The following is a 14,475-nucleotide window of genomic DNA, read 5'->3' on the forward strand; positions in this document are numbered from 1 at the left end:
TCGGTGTCCAGTGTTTTGAAGACCTGTTCTACCGTAGCGTTATCTGGTAGGACGGAGCTGGTCGTAGACACATCAGATTCGTCCTACCGCTTCCTTGTGAGGACTTCTGCACCACCGCCATTAGTGCTGTATTTGCTGTGGGATAGGAAAAGCGTTGTTGGTGTGGTAGAATTCGGGAACTACGCCGTTAAACCTTGCAAAGAAAATACTGTGCGGTGTATTTTAGAGAAGTGGCCTTAGCCACACCCCTAAGACGGAACCAAACCCCCCGGGTAGGGTTCCGTCGCGCCGGCGACGCCCAGCTGGCGCTCGCCACCGCGGGAAAGTACAACCGAGGTTGCCGACTCGCAGCTGTAGAGTACAAATCTAATTGGAAAATACCCGGAAAACAGGGGCGAACGACAGTGATGCCTCTACTCGGGCGGGCTGCTACCCGGTGTTCAGGAACCGCCAGGCGTCGCTGATCGAGCCGTCACCGAACCGGACTTGCGCCTCGCGGTAGCGCTGCTCAGGCATCCCCGCGTCCTTCCACACGCGGAAGCCCTCGCGGATGGACTCACCCACGTCGCTCGCGACCGTCCCGTTGAATCGGAGCGTCATGCGGGCGTCGCGGGCATCGTCTACATCGACACCGTGGCGGGCCGCCCAGGCGATGAACGCGCTCATCGTCTCGTCCAGGCCGCGCTCGGCGGCTTCCATCGCCTTCGCCGTCGCCTCCGCCGCGCGTTCCAAGCTGTCGCGCGCCTCGTCGACCGCCGCGTGGACCATTTCGGCAACGTACTCCGAGCGCAACGACACCGACGCATACTCGCGCTCGACGAGATCGTCCATCTCCCGCAGCGCCCGCCGGACGGACTCGACGTGGCGGCCGTGCGCGTCCGCGATGTCTGCCGGGGCCACCTGACCCCCATCGGTCACCAGCGTCTCCATCGCCTCCCACTGCACCGGGGACAGCCCGTCTGCAAGGTGACGTACGACCACGCTCTCCTGGGACTGTTCGACCCGCGTCAGGTCCAGCCCGATAGGGTCCGGTCCGCTCTCGTCGACGGCGGGCTCGAAGTACGCATCCGCGACGAACGGCCCATGCCCATCGCTCGGCGCTACGTCCAGCCCGGCGTCGGCCAGCACCGACAGTACCGTCTGGTCCAGCTCCCGTCGGAGTCGGTCAAGGTCCCGCCACCGGACTGTCTCGTCGTCGTCGAGCAGCGACGCCTGGAGCGACGCGCCGACCTTCGGATGAGACAGCGGGTGGTCATCCGGCATCGACGCCGCTTCCCGGGCGTAGTAGTGTTTCACCTCTTTCGGGAGGGCGTGGTCCGGGAACGCCTCACGTACGCGGCTGGCGTCGAGCGTCGCCGTGTGGTAGTAGCCAGGCAGGTTCCGGCCGCGCTCGTCGTCGTCGTTCTGGACGACCTTGCGGTAGCCTGAGCGGTCGCTCTCCAAGAGGTGCCCCATCGCGGCCAGCGGGCCATCCCGGGCGTGGACGGGCCCGCTGGCGTCCGTGTGAACCCGCGCGTAGCGCTCGGCGTCCTGAATGTTCGAGTAGGGGTGCGGGTCCTCGAAGTACCGCGTCGCGATACCCAGGACTCCCGCCGCTCGTCGGAGCAATTTCGGGTAGCGGTCGAACGCGATGTTCGACCCTTTCACCCGGACGTTGATTCCCTCTCCGAACCCGTCGGGGACGGGAATCTCGACGCGGGTGCCGTCGTCTTTCTCGCCTTTCATCCCCGGCCAGCGGGGTGCTACGTGGGCCGTGAAATCCTGCTCGCCGACCGAGTCCTCCGACGGGTGGCGCATCACTTTGATGCGGTACTCGCGAATCGTTTCGATTCGGAAGTCGGTCCCCTGCGGTGTCTGACTGCCGGGGTGGACGATGTTACTCTCTTGGTAGGACAGCCGGGCGACCCACTGCTCACCGTCGGCGTGGAACTCCTCGCGCCGGGACCCATCGGCTTGCTTGACCGCGCTGTCGAGTCCGAAAAACGGCGCAAGGCCGTTATCGTTAAACAACAGGTTCGCGTTAAACTCGTGTGGGGCGAGTCGGACGGTTTGCACTTCGCTCACCCCTCGCGTTCCAATTCGGCGACGGCGCGCTGGACCCGCGCCTCGCTTTCTGCGACCGGTTGCTGACCGCCCCAGTCCCAACGAACGCGCTCGCCCGCCTCTACGTCGTACAGCCGCGACGCACGGACGAACTCCGTCACGTCGCCTCACCTCCGTCGAGACGGCGGCGAGCACGTCGTAGGAGGTTCCCAACCGTTCCCGGTGAGCGGCCGGTCTTGCGGGCGTACTCCCGCATCCCATAGCCGTCCTGCTCGATCGCCTCGTACACCTCCCGCTGGGCGTCTGACAGGGCCGACAGGTCTGCCTCGTACTCGAACAGCGACGACTGGTAGGTCACGGCCGTTCACCTCCGGTCGTCGCGGCAAACTCTCCGAGCGGCCGCTGTCGCAGCTCCGCGGGGAGCGACACGTCGGGGATACTCGGACAGTAGTGCAGCAGGTACTGGACGAACTCGCGGGGGATGGCCGACCGGATCTCCGATTCCGTCCACTCGGCGGGCACACCCTTCGCGGCGGCGAGTTCGTGGCGAACGTACTCCGAGCCGATAGAGATCTCCGCGGTACCACTCTCGTAGGCGTCGGGGACGGGGAAGCTCGTCTCGAAGTGCCGGCAATTATCGACCGGCAGCCCGAACGCTAGCCCGTTCAACCGTGCCGGCTCTTCCAGGTCGTCACACGTGGCGACGTTCTCGATGATGTACTCGTCCGGGTCGACAGCCGCGACGACTTCTCGGACGTTCAGGTCCGCGAAGGTGGGGTACCGCTCTTTCGGCGTCTCCTCCCAGTCGTAGCGGCCCATGTTGGCCCACGAGAGTTTCGAATACGCCTGACACCGCGGCGACAGCCACAGCAATTCAGGCGATTCGAAACTCCCCATGAACCCAGGGTTCGACGCGTCGCCCTGGACGAACTCACCCGGATAGGTGTCGCTGTAGTCCTCAATGTCGATGCCCAGGTGACGAACCGGAAGCTCGTCAAGTGCAAGGCCGACACCGCCCGGCCCGCTGTAGCCGTCGACGACGAACGGCTCCCCCGTCACCACCACTCACTCCCGAAACACTCCGGGTTACCGCAGAGGCTGTAGTGAGGGTACGCCGCGACGGGAACGTCGGTGAACTCGGCGTCGGTCCGGTACTCGGCTTCGACGCACGCCGGTTCGGGCTCGTCGGCGTCGGGGTCGAGCCGGTGGAGCGTGTCAGCGTACTGCGACCGGTTCCGAACGGCTGTCTCGGGGACTTCCTCCCCCTGACTGACAGCCTGGCTCATACCTGCAGCCCTCCCGTCGCAAGCGAGTCTTTGCGTCGGGGAATCGAAGGACGGCGGTGGGCCGCAGTTTGTCCCGACCTTGTGTCAGTCTCAGGGGGTCCTTCCGATACCGGAGTATCGGAAGATTCTCGGGATAGCAGCGCCGCTACCGGATGAACAGAATTGTATCCGAGTCGGGCGGCGAAGGAGTGGGCGCTGCAGGATTTGAACCCGCGACAGCTTGGTCCGAAGCCAAGCACTCTGTCCAAACTGAGCTAAGCGCCCGCACAAATCCCTACACGAGCATCGATGTTTAAACGTCCCGATCCGTGACGGGGGTACCCGAGAACACGACCAGCCGCGGGATCGTCGGCCTCCCAAGGGGGGGCGGATCCGCCGGCGGGAGCGGTCCCGTGGGCAGAGGCCATAATAAAGATTTTAACGACCGCCGCGACTAATCGACACGTATCGAGCGGACCGGTCGCGGTTCGTGTCGAAACGGTGGTGTATCCCGTAGGAATGTACGACCTCGGAACGGCGTTCGGGAACGCGACGGTGGCCCCGGGTACGAACCTGCTGGTTTCCGGACCGCCGCTGTCGGGCAAGCGCCGCATGGCCCTCGACGTGCTGGCTCACGGGTCCGAGCGCGGCGAAGGGGTCATCGTGGTCACCACCCGCGACAGCGCGAGCCGTGTCCTCAACGACTACGAGGCGCTCGTCTCCGACCCGGGCTCCGTGGACATTGGGATCGTCGACTGCGTGACGAAACACCAGGGTCGGAGCGCCCGCGACACGGACATCGTCAAGTACGCTTCCTCGCCGGAGGACATGACGGGGATCGGGATCAAGTTCTCCGAGTTCGTCGAGGAGTTCCGCCAGCAGCGGGGGATCGATAACGTCCGCGTGCTGGTCGACTCGCTGTCGACGCTGCTGATGTACTCGGACGTGCAGACCGTCTTCCGGTTCATGCACGTGTTTACGAGCCGCATCGACAACGCCGACGCGATGGGGATTCACGTCATCGAGTCGACGGCCCACGACGAGGAGACGCTGAACACGCTCCGCCAGCTGTTCGACAACGCCGTCACCGTCGAGGCGGACGGCGCGGTCTCGACGACTATCCCGGATGCGACGCCCGAGCAACTGGAGCGCTGACGCCCCCGGTATCCTGGAGCGCTGGCGGCCCGGCGACACCCGGGTGTGCCGAGGGCCGGCAGTCTTTTGCGCGTCTCGACCCACGGTACGGATATGCCAGTCGATTCCGACGAGCGACTCCGTGAGATACTCGAAGAGGACACGATCGCCGTCGTCGGGCTGTCGAGCACGCCCGGAAAGGCCGCTCACGACGTGCCGGCGTACATGCGCGAGCAGGGGTACGAGGTGATCCCGGTCAACCCCTACGCCGACGAGATCTTCGGTCGGGAGCCCTACGACTCGCTGGCCGAGGTCGAGGAGGACGTGGACATCGTGGACGTGTTCCGGCCGACCGACGAGGTGCCGGGCATCGTCGACGAGGCGCTCGACCGCGACGACGCCGGCACGGTCTGGCTGCAACTGGGTATCACCCACGACGAGGCGGGCGAGCGCGTCGAGGCGGCCGGCCGGAACTTCGTCCAGGACCGCTGTCTCAAGGTCGAACACCAGCGGCTGGCCGAGTAGCGGAGCGAGAACGACACCGCGCGGTCGGATCCGGTCAGTCGTTCGTCGTGGCGGTGTCCGGGTCGGTCGCGTCGGCCGAGGTGTCGGTCGCGTCGCCCCCGGACCCGCCGGCGTCGCTCCCGTCGGCCCCGGTCTCGCCCGATTCGGCGTCACCTTCGCCCTCCGCGTCGGGGTCGGGAAGCTCGTCGACGACGGCCTCGACGTCGACGCCCTGCTGTTCGGCGAGCGCCTCGACGATGGCGCGCTGTTCGGCCAGTTCCCGGTCCATCGCGTCGAGCTGTTCGCTGGTGGACTCGACCCGTTCCTTGAGGTCCTGGACCTGCTCGATCACCTGGTTGAGCCGCTCGTAGAGCTTCTCAGCGATGTCGGTCACGCGCTGGATCTTCTTGGCGGTGTCGCCGAATCCCATACCCGGCGGTTCGGTCGCCCCCGTTGTCCGCTTTTCGGCTCGATGCTCGGCTGGTGGACCGACGTTCGGCGTCTCCGGACGGCGGGGCCGCTGCCGGAGACCGGGGCCGTTAAAACCGGAGCGTCCGCAGTCGGGGACATGAAGCAGACGCGGCTCGCACCGCTGGTCGGCGTCGTCGGGTGCCTGCTCGTGCTCGTGTCGCTGGCCGCCCCGTACCTGCTGGTGCGGACGGCGCCCGGATCCGCGGTCGGGACCTACTACGCGGAGGGGGCGCTGAATCCGCTCGTCGCCGGGATCTTCGCGCTCGTCGCGGCCATCGTCCTCGCGGCGGGTCGCGACGAGCGGACGGATCCGCCGCTGGCCGCGGGGGTCGGCATCGCGTTCGGACTGTTCGCGACCGTCGTGATCGCGGTGTGGGCCGTGACGGTCCCCGAGCAGGTCCTGTTCGACATGGACGCGCCGGCGATCATCACCTACCACCGGTGGGCGAGCGTCGCCGTCTCGCTTCTGATCCCCGTCGCGAGCCTGTGGTGGTCGCGGACGCTCGGTCTGATCTGAGCGGAGGATCGGGAGCTGTCGGTCGCTTTTCGCGGTCGGTCCGCGGGACGGACCCGAAAGGTCCTTATGGTGGACGGCGGTAGGTCGGAGTGGACTAGGCCGGGCAGCTAGGCCCTGCTCGTCACCCGCGGTATGGCCTTCAGCGGGGGCCGAACACCGGGGGCGTCCGGTCAGACGGGCGTGGGCCCCGCGAGCCAACGTGGAAGCCTCGTCCTGCGGGGACGGCGGTCCGCGGCTTCGCGTCTGCAGGGACGCGCGGCCGCGGTTGATCGAGGGCACTCCGTCAGGCGCGGAAGCGAGCAGCGGACCCTCGGACACCCGTCGCTCGCAGGGTCGCGGGGTGGAGGAGGCAAGCGGGATTCCCCGCGCTCGAACGACCGGGCAACCCCGGGAGTCCGTCCATTCATACCACCTTTTTCATCGTCGCCTTTCCTCGCGAGCCTCCGGCTCGCTGCGGGAAGGCTCCTCGAAAAAGATGGGGCAAAAAGGCCGGCCGCTCACTGCGTTCGCGGCCGGTGAACCGGCGCCTGCGGCGCCCGATGCTCGGTGCAGACCAGCCTGTCCCCGGGTCGGCCGACGGAGCGGCCTCCCGGCCACCGCGACCGCTCCGAACCCGCCGCGACCGCTCCGAACCCGCCGCGACCGCTCCGAACCCGCCGCGACCGACGACGACCGTATCCCCGCGGAGCGCGTACCGGCGGTATGCCCACCGTCCGCACGAACGACATCGAGACGTACTACGAGCGCCGCGGCGACGGCCCGCCGGTCGTGTTCGTCCACGGGGCCATCGTCGACCACTCCCAGTGGGACCCCCAGCTCGACGCGCTGAGCGACGACTACACCACCGTAGCCTACGACGTGCGCGGCCACGGCCGCACCGGCGGGTCCCAGCGGGGCCGCTACTCGGTCGACCTGTTCGCCGACGACCTGGGCGCGCTGCTGGACGCGCTGGCGCTCGACGAGGTCGTCCTCTGCGGGCTCTCGACCGGCGGCTGCATCGCCCAGGTGTACGCCGCGCGCCACCCCGAGCGGGTGGCCGGGCTGGTGCTCGCCGACACCTTCGCCCCCGACTTTCTCTCGCTCGACGAGCGCCTCCAGCGCTCCGTCCTGCTCCGCGCGACCGTCCCGCCGGTCCGACTCGTCGGCTACGAGCGCGTCGAACGGGCGATGGTCTGGCTACAGGAACGCCTCTCGGGCGAGGGCGTCAGCGGCGACTACGAGCGGATCGAGCGCATCCGCGAGACGGGACCGAAGATGGCCACCGACGAGTTCGCGAAGGTCATCGGCGCCGTGGCGGGCTTCCACCGGACCGAGGTCCGGTTCCCCGCCATCATGGCCCCGACGCTCGTCCTCTACGGCGAGCACGAGGGGCCGTTCATGCGCCGACAGGCCCGCCACCTGGCGACCGAGATCGGCGGCGCGACGCTCCGGGCGGTCCCCGGCGGCGGCCACGCCTCGAACCTCGACAATCCCGACTTTTTCACCGACGCCCTCCGCGAACTCTTGGCGGAGGTGTATCCGGCCGAGACGGCGGAAACAGCGAGGTAATCGGGGAAAGCGGAGCGGAGCGCGGTTGCGGTGCTGTGCGGAGCAGTGCCGTTGCGGTAGCGAAGCGGTGCTGTCGCGGTGGCCGGGAGGCCGTCTCGTCGGCCGACCCGGGGAAGGGCAGGCCCGCCCCGAGCATCCGGCGCCGCAGGCGCCGGTTCACCGGACGCGAGGGAGCAAAGCGACCGAGTCGTCCGGCCTTTTTCCCCACGTTTTTGCGACGGAGGATTCCCGCAGCGCGCCTCCGGCGCGCGAGGAACTCTCCGGCGCAAAAACGTGGGTATGAAAGTGGTCTCTAGTCGTCGCCCGTCGTCGGTTCCACGAGCCCCTCGACGTTCGAGAGTTCGATGCCGCCGTGGATGTCCCGCTGGGGGTAGGGGATGTTGATGCCGGCCTCGTCGAAGCGCTGCTTGACGCTGGTGACGTACTCGCCCTGGACCTTCACGAAGTCGGCGCGGCTGGGATTCGAGATCCAGATGCGCGACTGGAGGCCGACGTAGGAGTCGGCGAGTTCGGTCAGCCGCACCGAGGGTTCGGGCTCGTCGAGGATGTCGGGGTGGTCGCGGGCCTCCTCGAGGATGATCTCGGTGGCCTCGTCGATGTCGTCCTCGTAGCCGATGCCGAAGACGAACTTCATGCGCAGTCGCTCCTTGGCGACGGGGTTCTTGATGACGCCGTCGGTGAGGTTGGAGTTGGGGACGGTCAGCAGTTCGTTGTCGAAGGTGCGGACGCGGGAGACCCGCAGGCTGATGTCCTCGACGACGCCGGCGTGGTCGTCCCACTCGATCCAGTCGCCGATGCGGAACGGCTTGTCGGTGTAGATGAAGATGCCGGCGACGAAGTTCTTCAGCACGTCCTGCATGGCGAAGCCGATCGCGAGGGTGGCCGCGGCGGCGACGGTGGCGATGGAGGTGAGGATGTTCCCGTAGTCGGCGAACGCGAAGGCGATGCCGAGCGCGCCGAACCCGATGAAGAAGTTGGTGAGCTTCCGGAGTGGCCTCCGGGCGTGCTCGTCGAGGTCACGGGCAGAGAGGAAGCGACCGACGATGGGGCTGATGACGATGCGCCCGAGCGCGTACAGCGCGACGAAGGAGACGACGAAAGTGACCGCCGACCCGATGGCGCCCGCCAGCGGCGCGTCGAGGCCGACGTTGTCGATCAGAAAGTCGGCGACGACGCCCGACCCGCCGCTCTGGAGCGGGACGAACGCGGCCCCTGTCATCGCTCGAACACCGCCGTGTGGCCGCGGGTCCGGACCACCTCGGCGCTGACCCGTTCGGCCAGCTCCTCTGCCAGCTCCTCGGTGGTGGCCCCCCCTCGGGCGGACCGGTGGAACTTCACCTTGACGAACTCGCGGTCCTGCAACTGGTCCGACAGCTCCTCCTCGACGGGGTCGAGCCCCTTCTTGCCGACCCAGACCGTCACGTCGAGTTCGTGGATCCGCTGTGCCCGCGTGGAATCGCTCATGTGTCTACCAGTAGGAACGGAGCCGTTCAAAGGTTACGGGTGGTGACGGGCCGGAAATTCGCGGTCGAGAGCGGTCGCGGGCGGTCAGTCGTAGGGGTAGCGGGCCTGGGCGCCGCAGTCGCAGGTGACGACGACGTGGCCGTCCTGCAGGCGGACGCGGGCGTTCGCACCGGGGCGGAGGTAGGCGTCACAGCGGTCGCAGGTGAAGCGGGTGAACGCCCGGGGTAAGGCGAGGCGGTTGCGCTCGGCGATGCGGCGGGCGCGGCGGACGTACCGGCGGGCGCGCTCGTCGTCGCTGTCGACGGTCGCCGCCCTGGCGAGCTCGCGCAGCCGGTCGATGCGCTCGCGGGCGATGGCCTCGGTGTCCACGTCCCGAGATGCCGCCGACCGGCAGGTATACTTTGCGTTCGGCCGGCGCCCGGCCGGTCCCGTCGGCGCCGGAGTATCGGCGGCGCCGCGCCGAGATGGCAACGCATTAAGTCCCGGTTCGCAAACCGTGGACGCATGGACCTGCCGAGGGTGGCCGCGTTCACGGACTCCTACCTGCCGACCCACAACGGCGTCACCTACACCATCCAGACCTGGCGGGACCGCTGGCACCGCCGCGGCGGTCGGATGGACGTGGTCTACCCCGACGGCGACCACGACCCCGCGGAAGGGGAGTATCCGGTCAGTAGCCTCCCCTTCCCCTTCTACGAGGGCTTTCGCGTCGGCGTCCCCGGCGTCCCCGGGGCGGTCGACAGCGCCGAAATCGTCCACGCCCACTCCCCGTTCAGTCTCGGGCTCGCCGGGCTGCGCCTCGCCCGGAAGCACGACCTGCCGTTGGTCGCCTCCTACCACACGCCGACCAGCGAGTACGCGGAGTATCTCGCCTTTACCCGGCCGATCGAGCGCGCGGTCGAGCGCAGCGCCGAGGAGTACGAGCGGCGCTTCCTCGACCGGGTCGACGTGGTCGTCGCGCCCAGCGAGCGGACCGCCGACCACGTCCGCGACACCGTGGGGACGACGACGCCCGTGGAGGTGGTCTCCAACGGCGTCGACGTGGACTTCTTCCGGCCCGCCGAGACCGAGCGATTCCGCGAGCGCCACGGGCTCCCCGAGGGGCCGCTGGTGGGCTACACCGGCCGCCACGGTTACGAGAAGAACCTCGAAGCGATCGTCGAGGCGGCCGCCGACCTCGACGTGACGCTCGTCTTCGGCGGGGACGGGCCGGCACGCGAGGACCTCGAACGGGCCGCGGCTGAGGGGGACATCGAGGCGCACTTCCTGGGGTGGCTCGACCGCGAGGAACTCCCCTCGTTCTACACCGCGCTGGACGTGTTCGCGTTCCCGAGCCCGGTCGAGACCCAGGGGATCGCGGCGCTGGAGGCCAACGCTTGTGGGACACCGGTCGCGGGCGTCGCCAGCGCCGCCCTCGCCGATACCATCGACCAGGGCGAGACCGGCTACAAGGCGCCGCCCGACGACGTGGCGGCGTTCCGCGACGTGATCGCGCGGACCCTCGCCGAGCGCGACCGCCTCGGTGAGGAGTGTCTCGCCCGCCGGGACGCCGTCAGCGTCGAGCACTCCGTCGACCGCCTCGCCGGCGTCTACGACCAGTTGCGCTGACTCACGCCTCGTCCTCGCCGAGTTCGGACCGGCCGAACGCAACGCCGAAGGCGACGCCGAGACTCAGCCCGATGGCGATGCCGAGTGGGAGGTCGTCCATCGCCGTCCCCAGCGCCACGCCCACCGCCGTGCCGAGCGCGATCCCGATCGCTATCCCCGAGCCGTCGTCGCCGCCGTTCGACTCGCCCCCGTCGGCTCCGTCCCCGTCGGCCCCGGCGCCGGCACCGGTGTCCATCCTCTCGGCATCCCGGCCGCTCGTGTCGTCGGCCATGGCGGCACGTCGACCGCCGCGGGGATAACTGTCGCTGTCGGGGGTAGCGAGCGCCGGGCGGGAGAATCCGCTGGCCGGTCAGGTCCTGTCGGCCTCGGGGTTGTTCGCGCGGCGGTAGGCCCCGACCATCTTCCAGAGGGCCCTGTCGATGTCGCCGTCCGCCGACTCGCTCTCGATCTGGCGGTACAGGTCTTCCGAGACGTCGATCTGGGGCATCACCCCATCCTACACGGTAGATACTGAAAAACCTCCTGTGAGTCGCGAACGAGTAAACGTTTTCGCGGGAGGACGGCGGGCCCGGGACGCGGCTCGGATCCCGGCGAACCGGTGGGGAACCGGTCCGGGAGTCCGACGACTGGGGGACCGGGCCGTCCGAAGACCGGGCGACCGGGCCGTCCGACGACAGGCTGGTCGGGTCAGTTCTCGGGCCGGGGGAAGGCGGTGACAACCTTCGAGACCACGTCGAACGGGTCGTAGATCGACTGGTGGCACTGGCAGTAGACGGCGTTCTCGGCGCCGTCGACTGTGGCCGACTGTTTGAACCCGGCCGGGACACAGCAGAGGTGCGTACACTTGTTGAGCCAGGCGATGAACCCCCGGTCCGTGCTCGCGGCGAGCCACTCGTCGTCCTCGGCGAGCCGCTCGATCTCCGGGCTGCGGATGACCTGGACCGGGAGCGTCGAATCCGTCTCGACCGAGCGCCAGGTCGCCGCCGCGGGCTTGCCGAGGCCGGCGTCGCCGACGCCGTTGCCCCACTCCTCGTAGTCGTCGAACATCTCGACGGCGAGTCTCGTCCCCGGTTCGAGGTCGGCCGCCCACTCGTAGCGGCCGCCGGGGTCGGCCCGCAGGAAGTTGTCCGCCTCGCTGTCGGGTTCGACCTTCGGGTGAGTCTGGATGCCGCAGTACTGGAACCACTTGCTGGAGTACGTGACGCCGCCCAGACTCGTCTTCGCCGCCCCGTCGGCGACCTCGCCGTTCTCCGTCGCCGCGGGCCACACGCCCTTGAGATACCCGTCCTCGACTGTCACCGGGATCTGCGACATCCCGCGAGGTGCCGGTCCGTCCGTGTTCTTGATCACCTTCGCCTCCACGTTCCCGCCGCCGACCCCGCTCCGGTTGGTCGGTACCGTCGTCAGCCCGGACCCGGCGACGCCGAGCGAGCCCAGGACTGCGCTCCCGACGATCCCCTTGACGAACCGACGGCGACCGGACGGCGCCGGATACTTGTCCTCGTCCATGTCACCGCGTGGCGCGGGCAGAAGTATAAGTTATTTTAAATTTCGTGTGGAATCGCGGACGACCGATGGACGGTTCCACGGTTCGTGTAACGTGCTACGGCGTGTGAAGGCCGTTCTGCGGGGAAATCAGGTCCTTCCGGTCGACGTGTCCGTGAACGAACCGGACGGATTAAAAGTGAGCCACCCACAGTTCTGTGGGTATGAACGGTGATTCCCTGGTCACCTACGTGGCGCGGTCGGAGCTGCGCTCGACGCTGCTCCGCGCGGTCGAGCGCGACCCCCGCACGACGGCTGCCCTCCACGCCGACCTCGACGTGAGCCAGTCGGGCGTCTACAAGACGCTCGACGAACTCGCCGACCGCGGGCTCGTCCGCGAGTCCGACCGGTGGGAGCTGACCGCCCGCGGTCGGCTGGTCGCGGACGAGCTGGCCCGCCAGGACGCCGTCGAGGACCTGCTCGACGACGAGTTCTGGGACGCCCACGACGTGTCGGTCCTCCCCCGGCGGTTCAGGCAACGGCTCGCCGGCGCGGGCGAGTGGGAGCTGTACCGCAACCCCGCGCGCAACCCCCAGTACCTCGAACGCTGGGCGGTCGAGCTGTTCCGGGAGGCGGACTGGCTGCGCGTCGGCGCGCAGGTGTACTACCCGCGCTTCGCCAGGATGGTCGACGAACTCGCCGACCGGGGCGTCCTCGACGCCCGGGTTGTCGTCGACGACCGCCTCGTCGACGAGGCCATCGAGCGCTACACCGACGGCCCGCCCGCCCGCATCGACGAGCGCGTCGCCGACCTGCCCTTCTCCTTTACCGTCACCGCGGACCTGGTCGCGCTCTCGCTGCCGACCCGCGACGGCGTCTCCGACCTGGACGCCGTCCTCGTCGGCTCCGGCGAGGGCGCCGTCGAACTCGGCCGCGACATCCACGCCCACTACTGGGACCGCGCGGTCCCCGTCGAGGACTACCTCGCGACCGTCTGAAAACTCCCGTCGCGGTCCCGGCTCGGGGCAGCGCGCCGCGAGTGCTGCGGGACCCCCCGTCAACAAAAGATGCGGGTGAAAAAGCGCGGCCTCGCTTCGCTCGGCCGCGAACGGTACGGTCCGCTCAGGCCAGCGCGCTCCCTGCGCGGATGATCGTCTTTTCGCCGAACGCCGGCCCCACGAGCTGGAGCCCGACGGGCAGGCCGCCGTCCGTCTCGCCGGCCGGCACGGAGATGGCCGGCAGGTTCGCCAGGTTCACCGGCGTCGTGTTGGCGTCGGCGAGGTACATCGTCAGCGGGTCCTCCAGGCTCTCGCCCATCTCCATCGGCGGGACGGGCATCGTCGGCGAGGCGAGCACGTCCGCCTCGGATAGCGCGTCGTTGATGTCCCGCTTGATCCAGGCGCGGGCGTCCTGGGCCTTCTTGTAGTACTTGTCGTGGTAGCCTGCCGAGAGGGCGTACGTACCCAGCAGGATCCGCGATTTGACCTCCTCGCCGAAGCCCTCCTCGCGAGCGCGGGCGAACGTCTCGTTCCAGTTGCCGTCGTAGCCGCCCGACTGCCCGTAGCGGACGCCGTCGAAGCGCGCGAGGTTCGAGGAGGCCTCGCTCATGGCGGTCACGTAGTAGGCCTCGACCGCGTAGCGGAGACACTCCAGGTCGACCTCGTGGTAGCTGGCGCCCCGCGACTCCAGCTCCTCGATGGCGTCCCAGAACACCTCGGTGACGCGCTCGTCGGCGCCGTCGAGTAGCTCCATCGGGATCCCGATGTCGAGGTCGTCCACGTCGCCGTCGGCGGCGGCCGCGTAGTCGTAGGCGCCTTCGCCGCGTTCCTCGGCGGCGTCACGGGTCGTCGCGTCGCGCTCGTCGGGGCCGGCGATCACTTCCAGCAGTTCGGCCGCGTCCTCGACGGTGGGCGCGATCGGTCCCACTTGCTCCAGCGAGTTGGCGTAGGCGACGATCCCGTAGCGCGAGACGAGGCCGTAGGTGGGCTTGATGCCGACGACGCCGCAGAAGGCGGCCGGCGCGCGGACCGAGCCGCCGGTGTCCGTCCCCAGCGCCATGTCGGCGTCGCCGGCGGCGACGACCGCAGCCGACCCGCCGGAGGAGCCGCCGGGGACGTGACCCTCGGCGACGGGGTTCTCGGTGGGGCCGAACGCCGAGGTCTCGGTGGTCGTCCCCATGCCGAACTCGTCCATGTTGGTCTTGCCGGGGATGGTCGCGCCCGCCTCCTTCAGGCGCTCGACGACCGTCGCGTCGAAGGGTGGGACGTAGTCGTCGAGCATCGCCGACCCGCAGGTCGTGCGGACGCCCTCGGTCGAGATGTTGTCCTTGACGGCGACCGTCTTCCCGGCGAGCGGCCCGTCCGCCGCGCCGTCGATTCGCTCCGTCGTGATGTAGCCGTTGTACTCCGTGCTCATGTGTAACTATCGCTGGCGGTC

The 14,475-nt window shown here is 68.7% G+C and carries 20 protein-coding genes, 1 tRNA gene and 1 other RNA gene; 8 read left to right on the plus strand and 14 right to left on the minus strand.

Annotation, left to right across the window (positions count from 1 at the left end; genetic code table 11):
- Positions 1–240, plus strand: a 240-nt coding sequence (locus ACMGFG_RS20350) for a hypothetical protein (protein WP_436932136.1), incomplete at its 5' end; no start/stop codon positions are given.
- Between the two features lie 189 nt (positions 241–429).
- Here ACMGFG_RS20350 and ACMGFG_RS20355 read toward each other — a convergent pair.
- The 6 genes from ACMGFG_RS20355 to ACMGFG_RS20380 all read right to left on the minus strand — a co-directional run bounded on the left by ACMGFG_RS20355 (position 430) and on the right by ACMGFG_RS20380 (position 3,593).
- Positions 430–2,055: a DUF7845 domain-containing protein gene (locus tag ACMGFG_RS20355; RefSeq protein ID WP_436932228.1), complete on the minus strand. Its 1,626-nt coding sequence runs from the start codon at positions 2,053–2,055 to the stop codon at positions 430–432.
- A gap of 5 nt (positions 2,056–2,060) precedes the next feature.
- The gene (locus ACMGFG_RS20360; protein ID WP_436932137.1) at positions 2,061–2,204 is read right to left on the minus strand and encodes a hypothetical protein; all 144 of its coding nucleotides are present in this window, start codon (positions 2,202–2,204) and stop codon (positions 2,061–2,063) included.
- Positions 2,201–2,401 (minus strand): sigma factor-like helix-turn-helix DNA-binding protein, encoded by a 201-nt coding sequence (locus ACMGFG_RS20365; RefSeq protein ID WP_436932138.1) that lies wholly within the window; start codon positions 2,399–2,401, stop codon positions 2,201–2,203. The genes ACMGFG_RS20360 and ACMGFG_RS20365 overlap by 4 nt, the downstream gene beginning before the upstream one ends.
- Entirely contained in the window at positions 2,398–3,102 is a 705-nt protein-coding gene (locus ACMGFG_RS20370) for a hypothetical protein (RefSeq protein WP_436932139.1), read from the minus strand. Before ACMGFG_RS20370 ends, ACMGFG_RS20365 begins: the two co-directional genes overlap by 4 nt.
- On the minus strand, positions 3,099–3,329 hold the full coding sequence (locus ACMGFG_RS20375) for a hypothetical protein (RefSeq protein ID WP_436932140.1): 231 nt from the start codon (positions 3,327–3,329) through the stop codon (positions 3,099–3,101). Before ACMGFG_RS20375 ends, ACMGFG_RS20370 begins: the two co-directional genes overlap by 4 nt.
- A 189-nt stretch (positions 3,330–3,518) precedes the next feature.
- Positions 3,519–3,593 (minus strand) — tRNA-Arg (locus ACMGFG_RS20380).
- Positions 3,594–3,827: 234 nt separating this feature from the next.
- Between ACMGFG_RS20380 and ACMGFG_RS20385 the strand changes: the two genes are divergently transcribed.
- Positions 3,828–4,463: an RAD55 family ATPase gene (locus ACMGFG_RS20385; protein ID WP_436932141.1), complete on the plus strand. Its 636-nt coding sequence runs from the start codon at positions 3,828–3,830 to the stop codon at positions 4,461–4,463.
- Positions 4,464–4,556: 93 nt separating this feature from the next.
- The gene (locus ACMGFG_RS20390) at positions 4,557–4,967 is read left to right on the plus strand and encodes a CoA-binding protein (RefSeq protein ID WP_436932142.1); all 411 of its coding nucleotides are present in this window, start codon (positions 4,557–4,559) and stop codon (positions 4,965–4,967) included.
- 34 nt (positions 4,968–5,001) lie between these two features.
- On the opposite strand, the gene ACMGFG_RS20395 is transcribed toward ACMGFG_RS20390, so the two are convergent.
- Positions 5,002–5,376, minus strand: a complete 375-nt coding sequence (locus ACMGFG_RS20395) for a DUF5798 family protein (RefSeq protein WP_436932143.1) — start codon at positions 5,374–5,376, stop codon at positions 5,002–5,004.
- 138 nt (positions 5,377–5,514) lie between these two features.
- On the opposite strand from ACMGFG_RS20395, the gene ACMGFG_RS20400 reads away from it, so the two are divergent.
- From ACMGFG_RS20400 to ACMGFG_RS20410, 3 genes are all read left to right on the plus strand, one after another.
- A complete protein-coding gene (locus tag ACMGFG_RS20400; protein ID WP_436932144.1) occupies positions 5,515–5,934 on the plus strand; it encodes a DUF7548 family protein in 420 nt (139 codons plus the stop codon).
- Positions 5,935–6,021: 87 nt separating this feature from the next.
- Positions 6,022–6,335: signal recognition particle sRNA (ffs, locus tag ACMGFG_RS20405), an RNA gene on the plus strand.
- A gap of 301 nt (positions 6,336–6,636) precedes the next feature.
- On the plus strand, positions 6,637–7,482 hold the full coding sequence (locus ACMGFG_RS20410; protein WP_436932145.1) for an alpha/beta fold hydrolase: 846 nt from the start codon (positions 6,637–6,639) through the stop codon (positions 7,480–7,482).
- A gap of 292 nt (positions 7,483–7,774) precedes the next feature.
- Here the strand turns inward: ACMGFG_RS20410 and ACMGFG_RS20415 are convergent, their stop codons facing one another.
- The 3 genes from ACMGFG_RS20415 to ACMGFG_RS20425 form a co-directional block, all read right to left on the minus strand.
- Positions 7,775–8,701, minus strand: coding sequence for a mechanosensitive ion channel family protein (locus ACMGFG_RS20415; RefSeq protein ID WP_436932146.1), 927 nt, complete (start codon positions 8,699–8,701; stop codon positions 7,775–7,777).
- Positions 8,698–8,946 (minus strand): YhbY family RNA-binding protein, encoded by a 249-nt coding sequence (locus tag ACMGFG_RS20420; protein ID WP_436932147.1) that lies wholly within the window; start codon positions 8,944–8,946, stop codon positions 8,698–8,700. The genes ACMGFG_RS20415 and ACMGFG_RS20420 overlap by 4 nt, the downstream gene beginning before the upstream one ends.
- Positions 8,947–9,030: 84 nt before the next feature.
- Positions 9,031–9,315, minus strand: coding sequence for a ribonuclease P protein component 4 (locus ACMGFG_RS20425; protein WP_436932148.1), 285 nt, complete (start codon positions 9,313–9,315; stop codon positions 9,031–9,033).
- Between the two features lie 135 nt (positions 9,316–9,450).
- On the opposite strand from ACMGFG_RS20425, the gene ACMGFG_RS20430 reads away from it, so the two are divergent.
- Complete coding sequence (locus ACMGFG_RS20430; protein WP_436932149.1) at positions 9,451–10,554, plus strand: glycosyltransferase; 1,104 nt, start codon at positions 9,451–9,453, stop codon at positions 10,552–10,554.
- A 1-nt stretch (position 10,555) separates the two neighbouring features.
- Here ACMGFG_RS20430 and ACMGFG_RS20435 read toward each other — a convergent pair whose 3' ends face one another.
- The 3 genes from ACMGFG_RS20435 to ACMGFG_RS20445 form a co-directional block, all read right to left on the minus strand.
- The gene (locus ACMGFG_RS20435) at positions 10,556–10,825 is read right to left on the minus strand and encodes a glycine zipper domain-containing protein (protein ID WP_436932150.1); all 270 of its coding nucleotides are present in this window, start codon (positions 10,823–10,825) and stop codon (positions 10,556–10,558) included.
- 78 nt (positions 10,826–10,903) lie between these two features.
- Positions 10,904–11,041 (minus strand): DUF8556 family small protein, encoded by a 138-nt coding sequence (locus ACMGFG_RS20440; RefSeq protein ID WP_436932151.1) that lies wholly within the window; start codon positions 11,039–11,041, stop codon positions 10,904–10,906.
- 200 nt (positions 11,042–11,241) lie between these two features.
- Positions 11,242–12,063 carry a ubiquinol-cytochrome c reductase iron-sulfur subunit gene (locus tag ACMGFG_RS20445; RefSeq protein ID WP_436932152.1) on the minus strand — a complete coding sequence of 274 codons (822 nt, stop codon included), beginning with the start codon at positions 12,061–12,063 and terminating at the stop codon, positions 11,242–11,244.
- A 200-nt stretch (positions 12,064–12,263) separates the two neighbouring features.
- Here ACMGFG_RS20445 and ACMGFG_RS20450 point away from each other — a divergent pair, with 200 nt between their 5' ends.
- Positions 12,264–13,037 carry a helix-turn-helix transcriptional regulator gene (locus tag ACMGFG_RS20450; RefSeq protein WP_436932153.1) on the plus strand — a complete coding sequence of 258 codons (774 nt, stop codon included), beginning with the start codon at positions 12,264–12,266 and terminating at the stop codon, positions 13,035–13,037.
- A 124-nt stretch (positions 13,038–13,161) separates the two neighbouring features.
- Here ACMGFG_RS20450 and gatA read toward each other — a convergent pair whose 3' ends face one another.
- A complete protein-coding gene (gatA, locus tag ACMGFG_RS20455; protein ID WP_436932154.1) occupies positions 13,162–14,454 on the minus strand; it encodes an Asp-tRNA(Asn)/Glu-tRNA(Gln) amidotransferase subunit GatA in 1,293 nt (430 codons plus the stop codon).
- Positions 14,455–14,475 lie beyond the last annotated feature (21 nt).

Origin of the sequence: Halosimplex halobium, assembly GCF_051414055.1 — an archaeon.
In the GTDB taxonomy this organism is placed as follows: Archaea; Halobacteriota; Halobacteria; order Halobacteriales; family Haloarculaceae; genus Halosimplex; species Halosimplex halobium.

Bases quoted from the DNA above. Each gene is read 5' to 3' on its own strand.
- ACMGFG_RS20440 (WP_436932151.1), bottom strand. From the start codon at position 11,041: ATGCCCCAGATCGACGTCTCGGAAGACCTGTACCGCCAGATCGAGAGC.
- ACMGFG_RS20375 (WP_436932140.1), bottom strand. From the start codon at position 3,329: ATGAGCCAGGCTGTCAGTCAGGGGGAGGAAGTCCCCGAGACAGCCGTT.
- ACMGFG_RS20395 (WP_436932143.1), bottom strand. From the start codon at position 5,376: ATGGGATTCGGCGACACCGCCAAGAAGATCCAGCGCGTGACCGACATC.
- ACMGFG_RS20400 (WP_436932144.1), top strand. From the start codon at position 5,515: ATGAAGCAGACGCGGCTCGCACCGCTGGTCGGCGTCGTCGGGTGCCTG.
- ACMGFG_RS20435 (WP_436932150.1), bottom strand. From the start codon at position 10,825: ATGGCCGACGACACGAGCGGCCGGGATGCCGAGAGGATGGACACCGGT.
- gatA (WP_436932154.1), bottom strand. From the start codon at position 14,454: ATGAGCACGGAGTACAACGGCTACATCACGACGGAGCGAATCGACGGC.
- ACMGFG_RS20410 (WP_436932145.1), top strand. From the start codon at position 6,637: ATGCCCACCGTCCGCACGAACGACATCGAGACGTACTACGAGCGCCGC.
- ACMGFG_RS20420 (WP_436932147.1), bottom strand. From the start codon at position 8,946: ATGAGCGATTCCACGCGGGCACAGCGGATCCACGAACTCGACGTGACG.
- ACMGFG_RS20390 (WP_436932142.1), top strand. From the start codon at position 4,557: ATGCCAGTCGATTCCGACGAGCGACTCCGTGAGATACTCGAAGAGGAC.
- ACMGFG_RS20450 (WP_436932153.1), top strand. From the start codon at position 12,264: ATGAACGGTGATTCCCTGGTCACCTACGTGGCGCGGTCGGAGCTGCGC.
- ACMGFG_RS20415 (WP_436932146.1), bottom strand. From the start codon at position 8,701: ATGACAGGGGCCGCGTTCGTCCCGCTCCAGAGCGGCGGGTCGGGCGTC.
- ACMGFG_RS20445 (WP_436932152.1), bottom strand. From the start codon at position 12,063: ATGGACGAGGACAAGTATCCGGCGCCGTCCGGTCGCCGTCGGTTCGTC.
- ACMGFG_RS20430 (WP_436932149.1), top strand. From the start codon at position 9,451: ATGGACCTGCCGAGGGTGGCCGCGTTCACGGACTCCTACCTGCCGACC.
- ACMGFG_RS20385 (WP_436932141.1), top strand. From the start codon at position 3,828: ATGTACGACCTCGGAACGGCGTTCGGGAACGCGACGGTGGCCCCGGGT.